Genomic DNA, 20,466 nt, shown 5'->3' with positions numbered 1-20,466 from the left:
GACATGAGCACCCAGGAAGAAATCCACGGCAGCGTGGCGCCATCGGCGACTGTCATCACCAAACGGACTGCGGAGCTCGCGGTCGGCATCGTGGTCGCCGCGTTCGCGCTGCTGGCCATTGTCAGCAACTACCAGCTCGGCGCCGGCTGGGCCGAGGATGGCCCGCAGGCCGGGTATTTCCCGCTGCGCATGGGCGTCGCCATCCTGCTCGCCAGTATCGTGGTGGTGGTCCAGGCACTGCGCAAGAACGACCGCTCGGCGTTCCTCGAGCATGCCCAGCTCAAGCTGGTGGCAACCGTGCTGCTGCCGCTGGTCGTGTACATCTCGGCGGTCCAGTTCATCGGCATCTACGTGGCCTCGGCGCTGTTCATCGGCATCTTCATGTGGCTGGTCGGCAAGTTCAGCTGGTACAGGTCGGCCATCACGGGGGTGAGCGTCAGCCTTGTCCTGTTCTGGATTTTTGAAATCATGTTTACGGTGCCGCTGCCCAAGGGCCCGCTCGAACAATTGTTCGGCTACTGATCGGATACTCACATGGATGACTTCAATGCGTTGCTCCAGGGTTTCTCGACCGTCCTGTCATGGCACAACGGCGGGCTGATGGTCGTGGGCATCCTGCTCGGTATCGTGGTCGGGGTGCTGCCCGGGCTGGGTGGCCCGAATGGCGTGGCGATCCTGCTGCCGCTGACGTTTACGATGAACCCGACCTCGGCGATCATCCTGCTGTCGTGCATCTACTGGGGCGCGCTGTTCGGCGGCGCCATCACGTCGATCCTGTTCAATATTCCGGGCGAGGCCTGGTCGGTGGCCACCACCTTTGACGGCTACCCGATGGCGCAGCAGGGCAGGGCGGGCGAAGCGCTGACCAGCGCCTTTACCGGCTCGTTCATCGGGGCGCTCGTCGGCGTGCTGATGATCACTTTCCTGGCGCCGCTGGTGGCCAAATTCGCGCTACGCTTCGGGCCGCCCGAATTCTTTGCGGTCTACTTCCTCACGTTTGCCAGCTTCATTGGCATGGGCAAGGAAGCGAAGGCGAAGATCGTCATCGCCATGTGTGTCGGCTTCGTGCTGGCGGCCGTGGGCCTCGATACCATTTCCGGCCAGTTGCGCATGACCTTTGGCGCCCCGGTGCTGCTGCGTGGCTTCGACTTCCTGGTCGCGGTGATCGGCCTGTTCGGCATCAGCGAAATCCTGGTCACGATCGAGGAAGGCCTGGCGTTCCGCGGCAAGAACGGCAAGATCGACCTCAAGGTGGTGTTCAAGACCTGGGCCGCGATGCCGCGCCACTTCGCCACCCTGGTGCGTTCGTCGGCGATCGGCTGCTGGATGGGGATCACGCCGGGCGGCGCCACGGCGGCCTCGTTCATGGGCTATGGCGTGGCCAAGAAGTTCGCCCGCGACCAGGACAGCTTCGGCAAGGGCAACGTCGCCGGCGTGCTGGCGCCGGAAGCGGCGGCGCACGCGGCCGGCACCAGCGCCTTGCTGCCGATGCTGGCGCTGGGCATCCCGGGCTCGGCCACCGCCGCAGTGTTGCTGGGCGGCCTGATGATCTGGGGTCTGCAGCCGGGTCCGCTGCTGTTCGTGGAGCAGAAGGATTTCGTGTGGGGACTGATTGCCAGCATGTATCTCGGCAATATCTCGGGCCTGATCATCGTGCTGGCGACGGTGCCGCTGTTTGCCGCGATCCTGCGGATTCCGTTCTCGATCATCGCCCCGGCGATCCTGGTGGTGTGCGCGATCGGCGCCTTCACGGTGCATAACGCGCAGTTCGACATCTGGCTGATGCTGGCCTTCGGCATCGTCGGCTACGTGTTCAAGAAACTGGACTACCCGCTGGCGCCGCTGGTGCTGGCGCTGGTACTGGGGGACCGGGCCGAGGACGCGTTCCGCCAGAGCATGCTGGCCTCGCGCGGCGGGCTGGGGATTTTCTGGAGCAACGGGCTGGTCGGCACCATCATGACGCTGGCCGTGGCCGGGCTCGGCTGGTCGCTGCTGGGTTCGCTGCGCGAGCGCTTCTTCCCGCGGGCCGGGGCAGCCGCAGCGGCTGGGGGCGGTACGGCACAGCCACAAGGTTAAGAGATCGAACCTGTCGCATCAATCATCATGAGGAGAAAGCATGCACACGAAACCTGTCCTGACCGTTGAGGAAACCACGCGCATTCTTGAAGCAGCGCGCGCCGAGGCTGAAAGGAACAAATGGCCGGTGGCCATCGCCGTTGTCGATGATGGCGGTCACCTCCTTGGGCTGCTGCGCCTGGATGGCAGCGCACCGATCAGCTCCGAGACGGCCACCGCAAAGGCCCGCACGTCGGCTGTGGGGCGCCGCGAATCACGGCTTTACGAGGAAATGATCAACAACGGCCGCACTGCGTTCCTGAGTGCTCCCCTCGTCGCGACCCTGGAAGGCGGCATTCCTGTCATTGTGGGTGAGCAGGTCGTGGGGGCGGTGGGTGTGTCGGGAGTAAAGCCTGGCGAGGACGCGCAGGTCGCCCGCGCGGGCGTGCAGGCCGTTGTCTGACCAGTTCGTACGCTTGCCAACAAAAAACAAAGGCTTGCGCGCGTTCCGCGTAAGCCTTTGTTCCATTCCAGTCCTGCTGCAGTGCCCTTGCTAGGCCGTGGCTGCACCCGCGCGCTGCGGGTTACGCCGGGCCAGCAGGTCGAAGCGATCAAGATTCATGACCTTGCCCCAGGCCGAGACGAAGTCGCGCACGAACTTCTCCTTCCCATCGTCGCACGCATACACCTCCGCGATCGCCCGCAGTTGCGAATGCGCCCCGAACACCAGATCGGCCGCGGTCGCCGTCCACTTCTGCTGCCCCGTCGCCCGATCGGTTCCCTCGTAGATGCTCTTCGCCGAAGCGGAAGGCCGCCACGCCGTGCCCATGCCCAGCAGGTTCACGAAGAAGTCATTGGTCAAGGCGCCCGGCCGGTCGGTGAACACGCCGTGCTTCGACTCCCCGTGATTCGCCCCGAGCACGCGCATCCCGCCCACCAGCACCGTCATCTGCGGCGCGGTCAGCTTCAGCAGGTTGGCCCGGTCCAGCAGGCGGGTCTCGGGCGACAGTGGATCGTTGTCCCGGAAGAAGTTACGGAACCCATCGCCCTCCGGTTCGAGCACATCGAAGATGTTCACATCCGTCTGCTCCTGCGAGGCATCGGTACGCCCCGGCGAGAACGGAACGGTCACCTCGATGCCGGCCTTCCTGGCCGCTTCCTCGACGGCTGCGCACCCGCCCAGGACGATCAGGTCGGCCAGCGACACCTTCTTGCCGCCGGCTTGCGCAGCATTGAAGTCCTTCTGTACCTGCTCCAGGGCAGCCAGCACCTTTTGCAGCCGCGGCGGCTCGTTGGATTCCCAATCCTTCTGCGGAGCCAGGCGGATCCGCGCGCCATTGGCGCCGCCACGCTTGTCGGTGCCGCGGAAGCTGGCCGCCGCGCCCCAGGCCGTGGACACCAGTTCGGGGATGGACAGGCCGGTGCCGAGGATCGTGCGCTTGAGGCCGGCGACATCCTGCTCGTTGACCAGCTCGTGATCGACGGGCGGCACCGGGTCTTGCCACAGCTGCGGCCCCGGCACCCAGGGCCCCAGGTAGCGCGAGAGCGGCCCCATGTCGCGGTGCAGCAGCTTGAACCAGGCCTTGGCGAACGCGTCCGCAAGCTGGTCCGGATTCTCGAAGAAGCGCCGTGCAATCGGCCCGTAGATCGGATCGTCGCGCAGCGACAGGTCGGTCGTCAGCATCATCGGCGACTGGCGCTTGCCTGGATCGTGGGCGTCCGGCACGGTGTCCTTCGCCTCGGGATTCCTGGGCTTCCACTGCTTCGCGCCTGCGGGGCTGGTCGTCAGTTCCCACTCGTACTTGTACAGGTTTTCCAGGAAGCCGTTGTCCCACTTGACAGGATTGTCGGTCCAGGCGCCTTCGAGGCCGCTGGTGATCGCATGGGCGCCCTTGCCGCTGCCGTACTTGTTCTTCCAGCCGAGGCCCTGCTCCTCGAGGGGCGCGCCCTCGGGTTCCGGACCGACATTCCCGACCGCCGGTCCGGCGCCATGGGTCTTGCCGAAGGTATGGCCGCCGACGATGAGCGCCACCGTCTCCTCGTCGTTCATCGCCATGCGGGCGAAGGTCTCGCGGATGTCGCGGGCGGCAGCCAGGGGATCGGGCTTGCCGCCCGGCCCCTCGGGATTCACGTAGATCAGGCCCATCTGCACGTTGGCCAGTGGCCTGGAAAGCTCCCTTTCACCGCTGTAGCGCTCGTCTCCCAGCCAGGTGTCTTCCGGTCCCCAGAAGATGTCTTCGGGTTCCCAGACGTCGGGCCGGCCGAAACCGAAGCCGAAGGTCTTGAAGCCCATCGATTCCATCGCCACGTTGCCCGCCAGCACCACCAGGTCGGCCCACGACACCTTCTGGCCGTATTTCTGCTTGATGGGCCAGAGCAGCCGGCGCGCCTTGTCGAGATTCGCATTATCGGGCCAGCTGTTCAGCGGAGCGAAGCGCTGCTGGCCCTCGCCGCCGCCGCCGCGGCCGTCGGCGATGCGGTAGGTGCCGGCGGCATGCCAGCTCATGCGGATGAACAGGGGGCCGTAGTGGCCGTAGTCGGCCGGCCACCAGTCCTGGGAGGTGGTCATGACGGCGATGAGGTCCCGCTTCAGCGCGTCGACGTCGAGGTTCTTGAACTGCTCGGCATAGTCGAAGTCCTCTTCCAGCGGGCAGGACAGGTGGGAATGGGTGTGCAGTACTGAAAGGTCCAGCTGGTTCGGCCACCAGTCCTTGTTTCTTCGTGGACGGCCGCCGACCTTCGGGGTTGGTGCTGGTATTGCAGGGTTCTCGCTTTCGCTGACGCTTTGGGTGTTTTCCTTATCGGACATGTCGATCTCCATCGGCTAGGTCACTTCGTTGGAGTAGCTGTTTCCACAAGCATGACAAGCCTAAGCCGCTGTGGTCATCGGCACAATACAATTCTTTTAATGGAGGCGATAGGAAGCGCTATCGCAGCCTTCGTCGGGCGAGAGAACTCGTGCGACAAGGACTGGTCAGAAAGCATCACGGCTGCATACAAATTTTTCGTCGTAATAACATTCCTTGGCGCCATATTTCCTCAATTTCTCATCGACATGGATTATTTCCTATTTAGAAAATCATGACTGTCGATTTTTCTTACACTCAAATATGTCACTCAAACCAGACAAAAATTAAATGCAACCATTTCAATTATTTGGCGTGGTAGAGTTGATTGGCACAATTTCTGCTCATTCATTTCAGCAGGACTTTCCGGCCCAGGATGACAGGAATCTGGTTTTTCAATATATTTCCTTTGCGCTTGGTTTGTTAATGTAAGAGAAATCGTTCGAGCCGTATAGCAACAATAATGATTTATCGGTCCGCGTTGCATATTATTAAATAAGGCTACGACTGCCATGAATCTCCCAGCTCTTCTTGAAAGCATCGCCGATTATGCCCGGGCGGAAAAATACGCCATTTCATCGATCCGAAAACCGTCCGACCTGCACCTGGTCTGGGGCCCGCTGTATTCCCGGCTCGGCCTGGGGATCGGGGCAAGGCTGTTCTCGCTGTATGGTTTTGCCGAAGTACCCAGAAGCACCTGGCCCGACTACCTGGTCAATGAGCCCCTGAAGGCCCGCTATGCGGCCATCACCTCCAAGGAAGCGCGTCTGCTTGCGGACGATAAAATCCGGTTTTTCGAACATTGCACCGAACACCAGATCCCGACCGTCGCCATCCTCGCGCTCATCACCCCGCCGCGTCCCGAACCTACCCCGGTCCGATGTGCCTACTCCGCGCACGAGCTGGCGCAAGTGCTGGTGCCGGGCGAGTATTTCATCAAGCCCAGTCACGGTTCCCACGGGGAGGGCGCCTTTGCGCTGACCGTGAGCCCGACCGGGCTGGCATGGTCTGGAAACACGGGGTCGTACGAGGACTTCTTCCAGTACTGCATCAAGGCGCTGGCGCGCACCAGGTCGCTGATCGTGCAGCGCAAGCTCTACAATCACCAGACAATCCGCAACCTGACCCAGGCGAAAGGCCTGTCGACGGTCCGGGTCGTCACCTTCCGGCATTCAGGGCAGATCAAGGTCTTGGCGACCACCATACGCATCGTCGCCGGCGACTCGGACGTGGACAGCTTCTGCAATGGCATGAGTGGAAACCTGTCGGGCGCCATCGATGTCGAGTCGGGGACACTGACCACGGCGCGAGGATCGAAGACGAAAGGCTGGCCCACCATCACCGATGTGGTCCACCATCCCCGCTCCGGGGCGCCGATGGTCGGCATGCGCATGCCGTACTGGCCGGAGGTACTGGAACTGGCCCGCAAGGCCCATGTGTCCATCGACGGCCTGCATACGGTCGGCTGGGATGTGGCCATTACCGACGAGGGCCCGGTGATCGTCGAGGCCAACTGGCGCTACGATATCGACGGTCTTCAGATGACCTGCAAGAAAGGCTTCAGGAAGATCATCGACGACTACCTTGCGGCCACGCCCGGCACGGCCAGCACGGCCAGCACGGCCAGCACGGCCAGCACGGACGATGCGAACGATGCCCGGCCCTATGCCAAGCCGCCCCGGCCCGGGTTGTCCTCGATATGGCGCAGCTCGCCGGACCGGTCGAGCACATAGTGGTCCAGGTCCTTGGCCAGGTAGAGCGGCCCCTCGTACACGGAGCGGGCTTCCCGCTCGATGTCCGATAGCGGCAGGGCGCCGCCCCGTTCCTGGTAGCGCGGGCTGAAGTGGGTCAGCACCAGGTTCCGGACCCCGGCCGCGGCGGCGAAGCGGGCGATCCGCAGCGCCGAGCTGTGCTGGGGGCCGGGGCCGATCTTTTGCAGGATCTCTTCGGTGTACGTGGCTTCATGGACCAGCACGTCCACCCCGTGGGCCGCCTGCGCCAGCAATTCCGGCGTGTCGTTGTCGCCGCCGATGACGATCCTGCGGCGCCGGCGCGTCTCGTGCAGGTAGTGTTCCGCGATCACGGTCCGCCCGTCGGGCAGCACCACGTCCTGGCCGCGCTGGATCTGGCTCCAGGCCGGCGCCGGCGGAATGTCGTCGCGCCTGAGCCGCTCGAGATCGAGGCGGCGCTCCACCCGCGCTTCGGTGAAGCCGTAGGCCCAGGAGGGCAGGCGGTGCGAGAGCGGGGTGGCGTCGACCTCGAAGTCGGGCAGCACGGCGGCATCCGGCAGGTCCTGCGGTTCGAGGAAGACCAGTGGATAGGGCAGGCGCAGCTGGGTCGACTCCATGATGCACTCCATCATCGTCCGCAATGGCGCCGGGCCGACCAGCCACAGGGGCTCGCTGCGGTTCAGCATGCCGGCGCTGGCCAGCACCCCCGGCAAGCCGTAGACGTGGTCGCCGTGCAGGTGGGTGATGAACACGGCGCGCAGGTGCATCAGCGAGAGCGGGGCGCGCAGGAGGCGGTGCTGGGTGCCTTCGGCGCAATCGACCAGCGCCCAGTCGCGCGCGCCGCGTGCGCGCAGCGCCGCGGCCGTCATGTTGCGCTGCCGGGTAGGGGTGCCGGAAGACGTGCCGAGAAACAGGATTTCCATGGGGGCCTCGGGGCGGGAACGAACCCTCATTATCCGGAAACCGCGGCGCGCCTGTGCTGACCGGCTCTCCCGTGCTCAGGTATCGCGGCGCGGAGGACGGCGCAGGGTCGGCAGGAAGCACCATAGATAGGTGCTGACGCCGACGCCGGTCGCCAGCAGCGCCGCGTACAGGGCCATGTTGTCATAGCGAAGCATCGTGCCCGCGAGCGAGATCCACAGCAGCACGGTGGCGACGACCTTCGCCGCCAGCGGAATCCCGCGCCCCGCCTCGAAATTGCGCAGGTATTCGCCGAACACCGGGTGCGTCAGCAGCCAGTGGTGCAGGCGCTTCGAGCCGCGCGCGAAGCAGGCCGAGGCCAGCAGCAGGAAGGGCGTGGTCGGCAGCAGCGGCAGGAAGATGCCCAGGAGCGCGAGGACGATCGCGATGGCGCCCGCAATGTTGTAGAACAGTTTCATGCTTTTACTCTAGCATTGGAAACCGGAAGGGGGCGAAAGAATATCCCATGCTACAAGCATATTGTCTGTTGCTAAAAAACACTCTCAATACGTAGTAAAGAGTAACTTTTAATTCTATTTTGCAACGTATGTATAATGGAAGCTTCAACGACGGGCGCGTTTGTTCGACAGTAGCGGGCATTGCACACTGAACGCCCGGCTGCATGCCTACTTCTGGTCGATTACCCCCTGGCCGCGCCAGGCGTTGCGTCGCACATGGCCTCTGTTCCCGCCTTTCCCGAGCCGTCGCTGCAGGCTCCCATTCGCAGCTATTTCCAGCCCCGCGTGCTGCGCAACCTGGGCCTCTACCTGGCCTTGATGCTGCCGGTGGTCTGGGGCCTGGTGGCGGTCGAGCAGGCGCGCTTCACCGCGCTGGCCGAAACCGGCAGCAGCAACGACCTGAGCAACCTGTCGCGCGCCTTCGGGGAAGAGGTCCGGGCCAGCATGGGGATGGTCGACCTGACCCTGGTGCAATTGCGCAGCACTTGGAAACAGCACCGCGCAAGCTTTGCCGACAGTGTCGCCGAACACGCGCGCCACCTGGACAGCCGGGTGCCGATGCACATCACCGTGACCGATGCCGGCGGCCGCCTGCTGTACACCAACGGCGGCCCGGCGCCAAAGGGGCTGGCGCTGGGCGACCTCGCGCACTTCCGCACCCATGTCGACGGCGAGGGCGACCGCCTGTATGTCAGCCGTCCCGACCTGTGCCGCATCAGCAAGGCCTGGGCCGTCCAGTTCACCCGGCCGATCCGCGACGCGCACGGCCGCCTGCTCGGCATCATCGCGGCCTCGGTCGCACCGGATTACTTTGCCCGCTTCTACGACAACATCGACCTCGGTCCGGAAGCGTCGATCGGCCTGGTGCGCGGCGACGGCACGCTGATCGCGCGCAGTACGCGCGTGGATGGCAGCCGCGGCAACCGCGACATGGGCAAGGTGCTCCACAACGTGCCGTTCCACGAGTCCAGTCCCGTCAGCGGCCGCTTCCGCCGGCCCAGCCAGGTCGACGGCATCGACCGCTACTACGCCTGGCGCAGGCTGCCCGAATACGGCCTGACCGTCACGGTCGGCCAGTCGGTGCGCGACGCCGCCGCGCGCTACGCGCAGCAGCGCGCCGTGATGGCCTACAGCGGCACTGCGGTATCGGCCGTCCTCGGCGTGCTGGGCTGGGCGGCGATCGGCGCGGCCGACCGCCGCCGCCGTGCGATCAAGGCGCTGGCCGCCGCCGAGGCGCGCTGGAAGCTGGCGCTCAAGGCCGCCGGCGACGGCGTCTGGGATTGCGACCTGGTCAGCGGCTGGTCGACCCTGTCGCCGCGCGCCCAGCAGATCCTCGACACCGAGCGCAGCGTGATCCCCTTCTACGACGAACTGGACGCGATCGTGCATCCGGACGACGTGCCGGACGTGCGCCACGCCCTGCGCGAACACTTCGCCGGCCGCACCCCCGACTACGTGACCGAGCTCCGGGTGCGGATGCGCAATGGCGACTGGAGCTGGATCGAGGTGCGCGGCACCGTGACCGAGCGCGACGAAACGGGCAGGGCGCTGCGCATCGTCGGCACCTTCTCCAACATCGACGCGCGCAAGATCGAGGAAGCGCGCATGCGCCGCATGGCGCACGAGGATGCGCTGACCGGGCTGCCGAACCGCGTCCTGTTCGACGACCGCCTGCGCCAGGCGCTGCTGGTGGCCGGACGCGAAGGCCACAAGGTGGGCGTGATCTACTTCGACCTGGACGAGTTCAAGCCGGTCAACGACACCCATGGCCATGCGGTCGGCGACCGCCTGCTGCGCATGGTGGCCCAGCGCGTGCGCGCCTCGCTGCGCGAGTCGGACACGCTGGCGCGCATCGGCGGCGACGAGTTCGTGGTGCTGCTGCCGCGCTGCGACCAGGCGGCCGACGCCGAGCGCGTCGCCCACAACATCCTGGCCCGCCTCGACGAGCCCTTCGAGGATGGCGAGCGGGTGCTGCGCATCTCGGGCAGCCTCGGGTTCGCGCTGTATCCGGACTGCGGCGGCGACAGCGAGGCGCTGCTGCGCTGCGCCGACCTGGCCATGTACGACGCCAAGGCGCATGGGCGCAACCGGGTGTCGGGACGCTACCGCAGCCGGGTGGAGTGATCCGCCCGCGCGCCGGGCGGACCCTCAATGATGCAGCCTGGCCTGGGGTTCGGGGGCCAGGTGCGTCACCGGGGCGACGTGGCGCGGCAGGTAGATCGTGACGGTGGTGCCGGCGCCCGGCGTGCTCGCCAGCCGGATATGGCCGCCGCTCTGGCGCACGAAGCCGTGCGCCATCGACAGCCCGAGCCCGGTGCCCTTGCCCTCGGGCTTGGTGGTGAAGAAGGGTTCGAAGACGCGCTCCATGACCTCGGGCGGCATGCCGTGCCCGGTGTCGGCCACGACCACCGACACGTAGTCGCCCGGCGTCAGCTCGGGATCGGCCTGGGCGGCGGCGCTGTCCACCGTCACGTTGGACAGGCGCAGCGCGATGTCGCCGGCGCCGTCCATCGCATCGCGCGCATTGATCACCAGGTTCAGCAGCACGTTCTCGAGCTGGTTCGGGTCGACCAGGGTCGGCCACAGGTCGGGCGCGGCGCTGCGCTCGACCGTGACGCTGTCGCCGGCGGCGCGCAGCAGCAGGCTGTCCATCCGTTCCAGCAGCTGGGCCACGTCGACCACGGTCGGGTGCAGCGGCTGGCGGCGCGCGAAGGCCAGCAGCTGGCCGGCCAGCCTGGCGCCGCGTTCGACCGCGTCGAGGATGCTGTGCAGGCGCTTGCGGCTGGGCGGTCCTTCGGCGCGCAGCATCAGCTGCACGTTGGCGCTGATGATGTGCAGGATGTTGTTGAAGTCGTGGGCGACGCCGCCGGTCAGCTTGCCCACCGCTTCCAGCTTCTGCGAGCGCAGCAGGGCCTGGCGCGCTTCGTCGAGGCGCTGCTGGCGCTGCTGCTCGCGCGCCTCGGCCTCGCGCCGCGGCGTGATGTCGCGCATGAAGACGCTGGCGCCCTTGCCGTCCGCGGCCGGCAGCACGGTCACCGCCAGCTCGACCGGCACCAGGCGTCCGCTGTCGTGCAGGATATTGGTCTCGGTCGTACGTCCCAGCAGCGCGCACTCGCCGCCGTGCGCGAAGGCCGCGAAGGCGGCGCGGAAGGCGGCGCGCCGTTCCTCGGGCAGCAGCTGCTCGACCGGGCGCCCGAGCGCGTCCGCGGCGGCCAGGCCGGTGATGCGCGCGGCCTGCGCATTCCAGTCGGTGATGCGGCCGTCCGGGTCGACGGCGATGAAGCCGTCGTGGGCGTTTTCCAGGATCACCTTGATGCGCTGCTGTTCCGCCGCGATCCGGTCGTGCGACTCGCGCAGTTCGAGCGTCATCGAACGGGCCAGCTGCAGCGCGCGGCGGCGCTCGGTGGCCAGCAGCCAGACCACCAGGCCGAGCAGGAAGCCGAGCCCGATCCCGGTCAGGGCGATCAGGAGCGGGCGCTTGGTTTCCCGGGTCGCTTCCAGCGCCGCGCCGGAGCGCAGGGTCACGGTCCAGGTGTGGCCGGCGATCGCCAGGCGCGAGCTGGTCTCGACCCGCGGCTGGTCGAGGCGGGCCGTCTCGGGCGAGCGGTACAGCAGGGTGTCGGGGCCGGGGCTGGCGCCGTCGTGGATCTCGATGTCGAGCAGGGCCGCGCTGCTGCCGCCCACGCCGCGCATCAGGTCGTTCATCCGGAACGGCGCATACACCCAGCCCACCAGCGCGGCGCGGCGCTGCGCGATGCTGGCCGTCGGCATGCCGCTGCGGTATACCGGCAGGTACATCAGGAAGCCCGACTGGCGGCCGGCATGGCCTTCCTGCACCAGGATCACCTTGCCGCTCAGCGCCGCCTGGCCGCTGTCGCGCGCGGCTTCCATGGCGGCGCGCCGTACCGGCTCGCTGTACATGTCGAAGCCGAAGGCGCGCAGGTTGCGTCCGGAATAGGGTTCGATGTGCGAGATCGCGGTATGCACCTCGCGCGGCGTGTCCGGCTGCACGCGGTAGTGGGGGTAGCCTTCGGCGCGCACCGCCGCCTCGTGCGCCGCCAGCTTCCCCGGCGGGATGAGGGTGGCGATCCCGATCGCTTCCAGCCCGGGGAAGAACTGGTCCAGGCGCAGCACCCGGTAATACTCGGCGAAATCGGCGCGGCTGACCGCCACCGAGCCGCGCAGGTAGCCGCGCGCGCCGCGCAGCACCTGCTCGTACACCGCCATGCGGCGCCCGATGCTGTAGGTCATGTCGTGGGCGCGGTAGTCGAAGGCTTCGCGCAGCTGGGCCCCGGTGTCGCGCCGGGCGCTGCTCCAGGCGCCGTAGGTCACCACCACGGCCACCAGGAACACCAGCATCGCCAGCAGCAGCGGCCCATGGCCCGATCCCGGCACGGGAAGCCGGCTGGCGGGCGGGAAGCGCTGGTCGGACGGCGGCATGTGGTCGGGAGCGTCCTGGAAGACGAGGCGTCAGGATTGATCGGAACTTCAGGATACCCATCCTTGCCCCCGCAAGGCGCACGCGACTTTGCGTGTTTGGCAATAAAGTATTATCACCCATTCATCGTGCAATTCGGACTGTTCTCGTGAAACCATTCATCCTGCATGGCGCGCCGGCGCCGGCCCGCCTGCCATGAACCTGCCGCCCATCGTGCGCCGCCATTGGCCGCTGGCCGGACTGGGCGGCGGTCTCGGCGCCGCGCTGCTGTGGGCGGCGCTGGCCCCGCTGGGCGGCGGCAGCCACGAACTGCTGCTCGACGTGCCGCGCGGGGCGCATGCCTCCGGCCTGGCCGTGCCCGCCGAGATCCGCCTGACGCGCGGGGTGCGCGACGTCCTGCTGTTGCGCAATCGCGATACCGTGCCGCTGGTGTTCGGGCCGGTCGACGTCGCGCCGGGACGCGAGTTCCGCCTGCCTTTCGAGGAGGAGGGCGAGTTCGCCTTCGCCTGCCCGGCGGTGATCGGCGGCCTGGTGCGGGTGCGGGTGCTGGCCTCGCCCGATCCCGGCTGGGGACGGCTGCGCTGGCGCCTCGCCAATCTCGGCCAGGTCCTGCGCTACCTGCCGCTGCGCGCGCCGGACGGCTGAGCGCCGCCGCAGGCCCCGATATGCACGTTTCATGGTCAAAAGTCCCATGCAATCGTGCTCCCTTTCCGGCTGCGATTCTGTCATCATGGGACCATGTCGACGATCTCCATGCCACTGTTTCCGCTCAGTACGGTGCTGTTTCCGGACGGGGTGTTGCCGCTGCAGGTGTTCGAGGTGCGCTACCTCGACATGATCGGCCGCTGCCTGACCGACGACACGCCGTTCGGCGTCGTCCTGCTGACCCAGGGACATGAAGTGCGCCTGCCGAATGGCGAGCAGGAACGCTTCGTTGCCTCGGGTACGATCGCGTCCGTGACCGAAACCACCGCCACCACGCCCGGCCTGCTGCAGGTCGTGTGCCGCGGCGGTTCGCGCTTCAATGTTGTCACCGCCGAGCAACGCCTGAACGGCCTGTGGATGGCCGAGGCCGAGCTGGTCGAGGACGACCACGCGGTCCGCATCCCGTCCGAGCTGCAGGGCGCCTCCGACGCGCTCGACCGGGTGCTGGCCTCGCTGCACGACGTGCCCCAGCACCGCTGGCCGGTGCAGCCGCCGTTCCGGATGGACGACTGCGGCTGGGTGGCGAATCGCTGGTGCGAGCTATTGCCCTTGCCAAATCAGCAGAAACATCACATGCTGATGCTAGATAATCCTGTCATCCGGCTCGAATTGCTGCATGATGTGCTAGATGAACATGGTTTGATCACATCATAGTGCTGTCATGAAATTTTCTGACGACTTGCTGATCGCGTACATCAACGGTGAACTCGCCGAACCGGCGCGTGCGGCGGTCGAGCGGGCGATGCGCGCCGATCCCATCCTGGCGGCGCGGATCGCCCAGCACCGGGCGCGCCGCAGCCGGGTGGTCGGGGTCTCCGCCAACGGCCATGACGGTTCCAGCCATTCCCAGCGCCATGTACCGCCCGGCGGCGCCAAGGTGGTGCACCTGGACGCCCTGCGTCCGGGCCGCCCCGTACCGCCGCCACCGCCGTCGCGTCCCAGCTGGAGCGCGCGCCACTGGGCCGCGGTGGGCGCGGCCCTGGTCACCGGCGTGCTGGCAGGCATGCTCGGCTGGCGCGGCCTGGCGGTCGACAGCGGCGTGGTCACCCTGGTCGAGAGCGACGGCGCGCTGGTCGCGCGCGGCCGCCTGGTCAAGGCGCTGAGCGGGCAGCTGGCCAGCCCCGGTCCGTCCGACACCGGCGTGCGCATCGGCATCACCTTCGTCTCGAAAGAGGGCGGCTATTGCCGCAGCTTCGTGGTCGACACCACCGCCGGGCTGGCCTGCCGCGCCGGTGGACGCTGGACCATCCCGGTGCTGGCCCAGGGCCAGGCCGGGGCCGCCTACCTGGACGGCAGCGTGCTGCCCCAGGCGGTGCTCGATGCGATCGAGCAGCGCAGCGCCGGCGCCCCCCTCGACCCGGTGGCCGAGCGCAGCGCCCAGCAGCGCGGCTGGAAGCCGTAGGGTGGGCGGATTTTCCGCCCACGCGGTGATAGTTAGCGGCGAGATCATCGAACCCGGCACCGATATCAATGGCCACGTGAGCAGCAAACCATGTGTGCTTCCGTTGACATTCTGCTCAGAAAGCAGGACAGCATATACAGGGGTGCCGATTTCAGGTATCGTGTCACCCGCTGAAAGTGCCTCTACGTCCGCGTCCTGGCGTCGTTCCCCGGAAGCCGGTCCCCCAGGATCGATCCATGAAGGAGCACCCCGACCGCGCGTCCCGGCTGTGCGTTCCCGCAGAATGAACCCGATGGACGCCGCGCGTTTTTGTCCCCCCAGGAGCTTTCCGTGCGCCATGATGGCGCCGGCCATGCCCGCAGGCCCGGCTGTAGAGCTGAACCATTGAATGCCCGAAAAGAATATGTCTGATACACCGAACAATAACGAAACCGGTAGTGCACCGGCCGTGCGCTTCGCCGATTTCGGCCTCGCGCCGGAAATCCTGCGTGCGCTCTCGGACCAGGGCTATGTGCATCCGACCCCGATCCAGGCCCAGGCGATTCCCGTGGTGCTGCAGGGGCGCGACGTCATGGGCGCGGCCCAGACCGGCACCGGCAAGACCGCCGGCTTCTCGCTGCCCATCATCCAGCTCCTGATGGCGCATGCGAGTGCCAGCATGTCGCCGGCGCGCCATCCGGTGCGCGCGCTGGTGCTGACCCCGACCCGCGAACTGGCGGTGCAGGTGGCCGAGAACGTCAAGGCCTACTCGCGCCACACGCCGCTGCGCTCGACCGTGGTATTCGGCGGCATGGACATGAAGCCGCAGACCGAGACCCTGCGCCGCGGCGTCGAGATCGTGATCGCGACCCCGGGCCGCCTGCTCGACCACGTCGAGCAGAAGAACATCAGCCTGGCCCAGGTGCAGATGCTGGTCATGGACGAAGCCGACCGCATGCTCGACATGGGCTTCCTGCCCGACCTGCAGCGCATCATCAACCTGCTGCCCAAGAAGCGCCAGAACCTGATGTTCTCGGCCACCTTCTCGCCCGAGATCAAGAAGCTGGCCAACACCTTCCTGACCGACCCGCTCACCATCGAAGTGGCGCGCAGCAACCAGACCGCCGACAAGGTGAGCCAGGTGGTCTACAAGATCGACGAGGAACTCAAGCGCGACGTGGTCGAGCACCTGATCCGCCAGCGCGAGCTGAAGCAGGTGATCATCTTCTCGAACACCAAGATCGGCGCATCGCGCCTGTCGCGCCACCTCGAGCAGCGCGGCATCAAGGCTTCCGCGATCCACGGCGACAAGACCCAGCAGGAGCGCATGGCCGCGCTCGACGCCTTCAAGAAGGGCGAGGTCGAAGTGCTGGTGGCGACCGACGTGGCCGCGCGCGGCCTCGACATCACGGACCTGCCGTGCGTGATCAACTACGACCTGCCGTACAACGCCGAGGACTACGTGCACCGCATCGGCCGCACCGGCCGCGCCGGCGCCTCGGGCGACGCGCTGTCGGTGTATTCGGAGAAGGACGAGCGCCTGCTGACCGACATCGAAAAACTGATCAAGCAATCCATCCCGCGCGGCGAGCTGAGCGGCTTCGCACCGACGCCGTCGCGCCCGCGCGACATGGCGCGCGAAGGCGGCCTGCGTGGCGCCCGTGACGGCGCCGAACGCCGTGGCCGCCGCCCCGACGACTTCACCCCGGGTGTGGCGCCGGCGGCGCGCGGACCGCGCACCGGTCCCGGCCCGGGTCCGCGCCGCGAGAAGGTCGATCCGTGGTTCCTCAAGCCCTACGAGCCGTCGAGCGCACCGCGCAAGGACGCGGTCGTGGCGCCGGTGGGGGCCAGCAAGCCGGCCAAGCAGAAGCTGGCCTTCCTGCTGGGCGGCGTGCCGAAGCAGTAAGCCAGGCGAAGCAATAAAGACAGAAGGCCGGGATTGCATCCCGGCCTTCTTTTTTGGATTGGACCCTAGGCCGCCCGCTTCAGCGCAGCGCGAATACGGTCCAGCAGTTCCTGGTGGTGATAGGGCTTGGCCAGCACATCCAGCGCTTCCCCGCGCCCGCCCCGTCCCGGCAGCTCATCCATGTAGCCGGTGGTCACCAGCACCGGCATCCCGGGCCGCTTCTGGCGCAGCTTGTCGATCAGCTGCAAGCCGTTCATTCCTCCCGGCATGATCACGTCGGTGAACAGCAGGTCGATGCCGGCATGGGTTTCCAGGATCTCCAGCGCGCGCTCGCCGCTGGGCGCCGACAGCACCTCGTAGTCGGCCATGCCGAGCATGCTCTCGGCCAGCTCGCGCACGTCGTCGTTGTCCTCGACCACCAGGATGCAGCACCTGCGCCCCTGCGCCTGGGACGGCCGCGACCGGACATCGCCGTCCTGGTCCGCATGGGCCTTGAGCGAGACCGGGAACACCATGCGCACCTGGGTGCCCTGGCCCGGCTCGCTCTCGATGTCGAGCCTGCCGTGCGACTGCTGCACGAAGCCGTGCACCATTGCCAGGCCGAGCCCGGTGCCCGGCCCCTTGGTCGTGAAGAAGGGCTCGGTCGCGCGCTTGCGCACTTCCGGCGTCATGCCTTCGCCCTGGTCGAGCACGCAAATCGACACGTAGTCGCCGGGCGCCAGGTTCATCATCTGGCGCCGCTCCGCCGACAGCACCGCGGTGCCGACCGTGACCATGCCGCCGCGCGGCATCGCGTCGCGCGCATTGATCACCACGTTCAGCAGCGCCATCTCGAGGTAGGTCGGGTCGATGGTGCAGGGCGGCAGGCCGGGCCGCAGGTCGAGGCGCAGTTCGACCCGGTCGCCGAGCGTGCGCACCAGCATGTCGGAAAACTCGACCACCAGGCTGTTCAGGCTGAGGCGGCGCGGTTCCAGGCGCTGCTTGCGCGCGAAGGTCAGCAGTTGCTGGGTGAGTTTGCCGGCCTGCATGGTGGCGCGCTGCGCACGCCGGATCGGCTCGGCCGCCTTGCCGTCGGCGCCGCCGGCCAGCAGGGCCACCTCAAGGTTGCCGTTGATGACCTGCAGCAGGTTGTTGAAGTCGTGCGCCATGCCCGCCGACAACTGGCCGATCGCTTCCATCTTTTGCGCCTGCAGGTAGGATTCCAGGTTCGAGCGGCGCTCGGTGATGTCCATCTGCGAGGAAAAGTAGTACAGCAGGTGGCCTTCCTGGTCGAAGATGGGACCGATGAACAGCGCATTCCAGAACGGGGTGCCGTCGGCCTTGTAGTTCAGCACGTCGACCGCGACCGCGCGCTGCTCCGCGACCGCCTGGCGCACCTCGGCCACGGTCGCGCCGTCGGTCTCGGGACCCTGCAGGAAACGGCAGTTCCTCCCCAGCACCTCCTGCTCGTCATAGCCGGTCAGGTCGAGGAAGGCGTTGTTGACGAACACGATAGGATTGTCCTGCAGGCGCGGGTCGGTGACCAGCATCGGCATGCGCGTCATCTCGACCGCGGCGAAGAAGATGTTGCCGCGGTCCTGCAGCCCTTCGCGGTTGATATAGCTGGCCTGCCAGTGCTTGACGCCGACGTTGCCCAGCGGATGGACGGAGTTGCCCTCGACTTCGCCGCCGGCCGGCACGCCCAGGCTCTGGCCGCCGCCCTGCACGTCGAGTTCCTTCTTGAGCGTGTCGTCCTTCTCCGGTCCGAGTACCATGGGTTTTCCTTGCGAGAAAAAAGGCCGCAAGGCGCCCGGGCGCCCGCCACCACACTGTATGGCATCACTCTAGGGGCTGGGCGCGTGCGCCTCCGTTCGTGCGCACACACAAGGGCTTACCGGGGCGTCGCCGCCCTCAGTTGGCAGACACCCTGGCCGGCTCGCTGGTCCCGATGGCGACTTCGGCGATGCCGATGCCGAGTTCCCGATCGTCGGGCCACTGGCCCAGCGTGCGCGGCGCGGTCGGACGCGGCACGTCGATGGTCAGGCTGCGCTGGGCGCCGTCGGTGAGGAAGCTCAGCCGTACTTCCTGCAGGCTGCCCGACAGGCGGAAGCTGGCGCTCTGGCCGCCCACGCGCATGGTGAACGGCAGGGTCGTGTTGTCGGCGTAGGCCTGCGCCTTGATGATGATGTCGGCCTGCTTCGGCAGCGGCCTGTCGAAGTGCAGGACGACGTGCTTGCCGTCCGACCAGCGTCCCCATGGTTCCGCGATCGACAGGCCTTGCGCGCCTGCCAGCAGGCGTCCGCCGCCATAGGGTTGCGACAGGCGGGCCTCGCCGAGCGACCGGAACCCGGAGTTGAGCCGCACCAGCGCGTAGTCGCTGGTGGCGACCACCGGCGTCAGGCCCTTGGGCAGCGCGTGCTGGCCGATGATGAGCAGCCATTGATGACGTACCGGAAGCTGGTAGGGCTCGATCGGCGCGCCCTTTGCCAGTTCGAGCATGCCGCTATCCTTGTCGTCGATGTGGAATTGCGCGCGCATGATGTCCATCACGCTGTCGCCGGCGATCGTGATCAGCTTGTGCTCGCTCTTCGGAACATGGCTGCGCGCCAGCTTGCCGGCCTTGTCGGCCGGCCAGCCGGGGATGACCTGGCGCAGGTAGGCGGAGGTTTCGATGCCGCCCAGTACCAGCGTGAAGGGGAGCGCCGCGAACAGGAACAGCGGCGCCGCGAACCGGTTGCCGCGCGCCCACAGCAGCAGCACCAGCAGGCCGGACCCGACCACCACCCAGCCCGGCCAGGCCTGCAGGTGGATGCCGGAGATTTCCGGACCGTCGATGGGATTGGGGGAGTAGCGCGGCAGCAGCACCAGCGCGGCCAGCAGGGCGGCGCCGACCAGCACGGCAGGCAGCCAGGCCAGGCGCGGCGGCCGCGCCGCGTCGCGGGCGCCGACCAGCGCGGCGGGGATCAGCAGCAGCAGCGGGAATACGAAGGTGTAGTAGCGCAGGTGCAGGCGGACCACTTCCAGCGGCCCCAGGCCCGCGATCGAGGCGGTATAGGCCACGGTCATCCCCGCGGTCGAACCCAGCATCAGGAAGGTGTACAGGCACAGGAGGTTGAGCTCGGTTCCGGCCTGCTGGCGCGCGCGGCGGCTGATCAGGGCCAGGGCCAGCATCGCCATCGGCAGCGGCAGCAATACCGCCAGCACCATCAGGTGACCGCGGCCGTTGACGAAGGCGGGAAACGCCAGGTACAGCACCGAGCGCTTGGTGGTCGAATCGGCAGTGACGGAATAGAAGCTTCCGAACAGGCTGAGCGCGGGGTCGCCGGCGAGCAGGTAGCCGAGCCCGAACTTGACGCCGAGCGCGGTCGCCAGCATCAGCAGCGCCGCGGCCACGCCATGGCGCAGCCAGCGGCCGCCGGGCTCGCGCATCCAGGCCGCGCACACGAAGTACAGGCACAGCGCCGGCAGCAGGAACAGGGCATGCACCTTGACCAGGCTCATCATGCCCACCACGGCGCCGCTTGCCAGCGCCATGCGCATCCAGCCCCATGTGGCGCAGGTCAGCATCACCCAGCTCAGCACGATGAAGCCGAAGTAATAGGTCGCCTCGGGCATGAAGAAGGCGGTGTACAGGTTGATCGGGGCGAGCAGGCACAGCAGGGTAACGGCGATCGCCGGTCCCGGCCGCGCGACCTTGCGTCCGATCAGGTAGATGAAGGGGCCGGCGCCGACGAACAGGATGGCATTGCCGATGCGCACGCAGTCGAGGAAGCCGTCGCCGCAGGCCGTGGTGGCGCGGAACAGCCACAGGTAGAGATAGGAGGGCACGATCGCTTCGTTCAGCGGCTGCAGGCGCGACATCTTGCTGTAGAACCACTCGTCGGCAAAGATGGCGGGATGCAGGCCGAGGTTGCGATACAGCAACCAGGCGAAGACGGCGCCCAGGCCGGCGAGCAGGACAAGCCAGGCCCGTTTGTCGGAGGGGGAGGTGGCCGTGCTCATCATGGG

General features: G+C 67.1%; 16 protein-coding genes. 9 read left to right on the top strand and 7 right to left on the bottom strand.

All coding sequences use genetic code 11. The features are described from left to right. The first annotated feature begins 3 nt into the window (after positions 1-3). The 3 genes from H162_RS0102310 to H162_RS0102300 are packed head-to-tail and all read left to right on the top strand — an operon-like array spanning position 4 to position 2,518. Entirely contained in the window at positions 4-522 is a 519-nt protein-coding gene (locus H162_RS0102310; protein ID WP_020651829.1) for a tripartite tricarboxylate transporter TctB family protein, read from the top strand. Positions 523-534: 12 nt separating this feature from the next. Continuing rightward, a complete protein-coding gene (locus H162_RS0102305) occupies positions 535-2,076 on the top strand; it encodes a tripartite tricarboxylate transporter permease (protein WP_020651828.1) in 1,542 nt (513 codons plus the stop codon). A 40-nt stretch (positions 2,077-2,116) separates the two neighbouring features. After that, a complete protein-coding gene (locus H162_RS0102300; protein ID WP_020651827.1) occupies positions 2,117-2,518 on the top strand; it encodes a heme-binding protein in 402 nt (133 codons plus the stop codon). A gap of 90 nt (positions 2,519-2,608) precedes the next feature. On the opposite strand, the gene katG is transcribed toward H162_RS0102300, so the two are convergent. Both katG and H162_RS33825 read right to left on the bottom strand, forming a co-directional pair. After that, complete coding sequence (gene katG / locus H162_RS0102295) at positions 2,609-4,864, bottom strand: catalase/peroxidase HPI (protein WP_026354125.1); 2,256 nt, start codon at positions 4,862-4,864, stop codon at positions 2,609-2,611. A gap of 308 nt (positions 4,865-5,172) precedes the next feature. Continuing rightward, positions 5,173-5,415, bottom strand: a complete 243-nt coding sequence (locus tag H162_RS33825) for a hypothetical protein (protein ID WP_156885436.1) — start codon at positions 5,413-5,415, stop codon at positions 5,173-5,175. Between H162_RS33825 and H162_RS0102290 the strand changes: the two genes are divergently transcribed. Then, complete coding sequence (locus H162_RS0102290; RefSeq protein ID WP_020651825.1) at positions 5,414-6,634, top strand: sugar-transfer associated ATP-grasp domain-containing protein; 1,221 nt, start codon at positions 5,414-5,416, stop codon at positions 6,632-6,634. The two genes, H162_RS33825 and H162_RS0102290, sit on opposite strands and share 2 nt — an antisense overlap. Here H162_RS0102290 and H162_RS0102285 read toward each other — a convergent pair. Then, positions 6,565-7,554 (bottom strand): ribonuclease Z, encoded by a 990-nt coding sequence (locus H162_RS0102285; RefSeq protein WP_020651824.1) that lies wholly within the window; start codon positions 7,552-7,554, stop codon positions 6,565-6,567. The genes H162_RS0102290 and H162_RS0102285 overlap by 70 nt on opposite strands. A gap of 75 nt (positions 7,555-7,629) precedes the next feature. Further along, the gene (locus tag H162_RS0102280) at positions 7,630-8,010 is read right to left on the bottom strand and encodes a YbaN family protein (protein ID WP_020651823.1); all 381 of its coding nucleotides are present in this window, start codon (positions 8,008-8,010) and stop codon (positions 7,630-7,632) included. A 255-nt stretch (positions 8,011-8,265) separates the two neighbouring features. Here H162_RS0102280 and H162_RS0102275 point away from each other — a divergent pair, with 255 nt between their 5' ends. Further along, positions 8,266-10,173 carry a bifunctional diguanylate cyclase/phosphodiesterase gene (locus tag H162_RS0102275; RefSeq protein WP_020651822.1) on the top strand — a complete coding sequence of 636 codons (1,908 nt, stop codon included), beginning with the start codon at positions 8,266-8,268 and terminating at the stop codon, positions 10,171-10,173. A gap of 24 nt (positions 10,174-10,197) precedes the next feature. Here the strand turns inward: H162_RS0102275 and H162_RS32480 are convergent, their stop codons facing one another. Beyond that, complete coding sequence (locus H162_RS32480; RefSeq protein ID WP_020651821.1) at positions 10,198-12,489, bottom strand: CHASE domain-containing protein; 2,292 nt, start codon at positions 12,487-12,489, stop codon at positions 10,198-10,200. A 193-nt stretch (positions 12,490-12,682) separates the two neighbouring features. Here H162_RS32480 and H162_RS0102265 point away from each other — a divergent pair, with 193 nt between their 5' ends. The 4 genes from H162_RS0102265 to H162_RS0102250 all read left to right on the top strand — a co-directional run bounded on the left by H162_RS0102265 (position 12,683) and on the right by H162_RS0102250 (position 16,479). Continuing rightward, on the top strand, positions 12,683-13,132 hold the full coding sequence (locus tag H162_RS0102265; RefSeq protein ID WP_020651820.1) for a hypothetical protein: 450 nt from the start codon (positions 12,683-12,685) through the stop codon (positions 13,130-13,132). A 108-nt stretch (positions 13,133-13,240) separates the two neighbouring features. Next, the gene (locus H162_RS0102260) at positions 13,241-13,846 is read left to right on the top strand and encodes an LON peptidase substrate-binding domain-containing protein (protein WP_156885435.1); all 606 of its coding nucleotides are present in this window, start codon (positions 13,241-13,243) and stop codon (positions 13,844-13,846) included. Positions 13,847-13,853: 7 nt separating this feature from the next. Then, on the top strand, positions 13,854-14,594 hold the full coding sequence (locus tag H162_RS0102255; protein WP_040786150.1) for an anti-sigma factor: 741 nt from the start codon (positions 13,854-13,856) through the stop codon (positions 14,592-14,594). A gap of 403 nt (positions 14,595-14,997) precedes the next feature. Next, complete coding sequence (locus H162_RS0102250) at positions 14,998-16,479, top strand: DEAD/DEAH box helicase (protein ID WP_229451888.1); 1,482 nt, start codon at positions 14,998-15,000, stop codon at positions 16,477-16,479. Between the two features lie 65 nt (positions 16,480-16,544). Here H162_RS0102250 and H162_RS0102245 read toward each other — a convergent pair whose 3' ends face one another. Next, positions 16,545-18,233, bottom strand: a complete 1,689-nt coding sequence (locus H162_RS0102245; protein WP_020651816.1) for a histidine kinase famiy protein — start codon at positions 18,231-18,233, stop codon at positions 16,545-16,547. 136 nt (positions 18,234-18,369) lie between these two features. After that, the gene (locus tag H162_RS0102240; RefSeq protein WP_020651815.1) at positions 18,370-20,463 is read right to left on the bottom strand and encodes an ArnT family glycosyltransferase; all 2,094 of its coding nucleotides are present in this window, start codon (positions 20,461-20,463) and stop codon (positions 18,370-18,372) included. Positions 20,464-20,466: the final 3 nt, after the last annotated feature.

The sequence above is a fragment of the Massilia niastensis DSM 21313 genome, from assembly GCF_000382345.1.
Taxonomy (GTDB): Bacteria; Pseudomonadota; Gammaproteobacteria; order Burkholderiales; family Burkholderiaceae_D; genus Telluria; species Telluria niastensis.
This window is presented reverse-complemented; position numbering and strand designations above follow the sequence as displayed.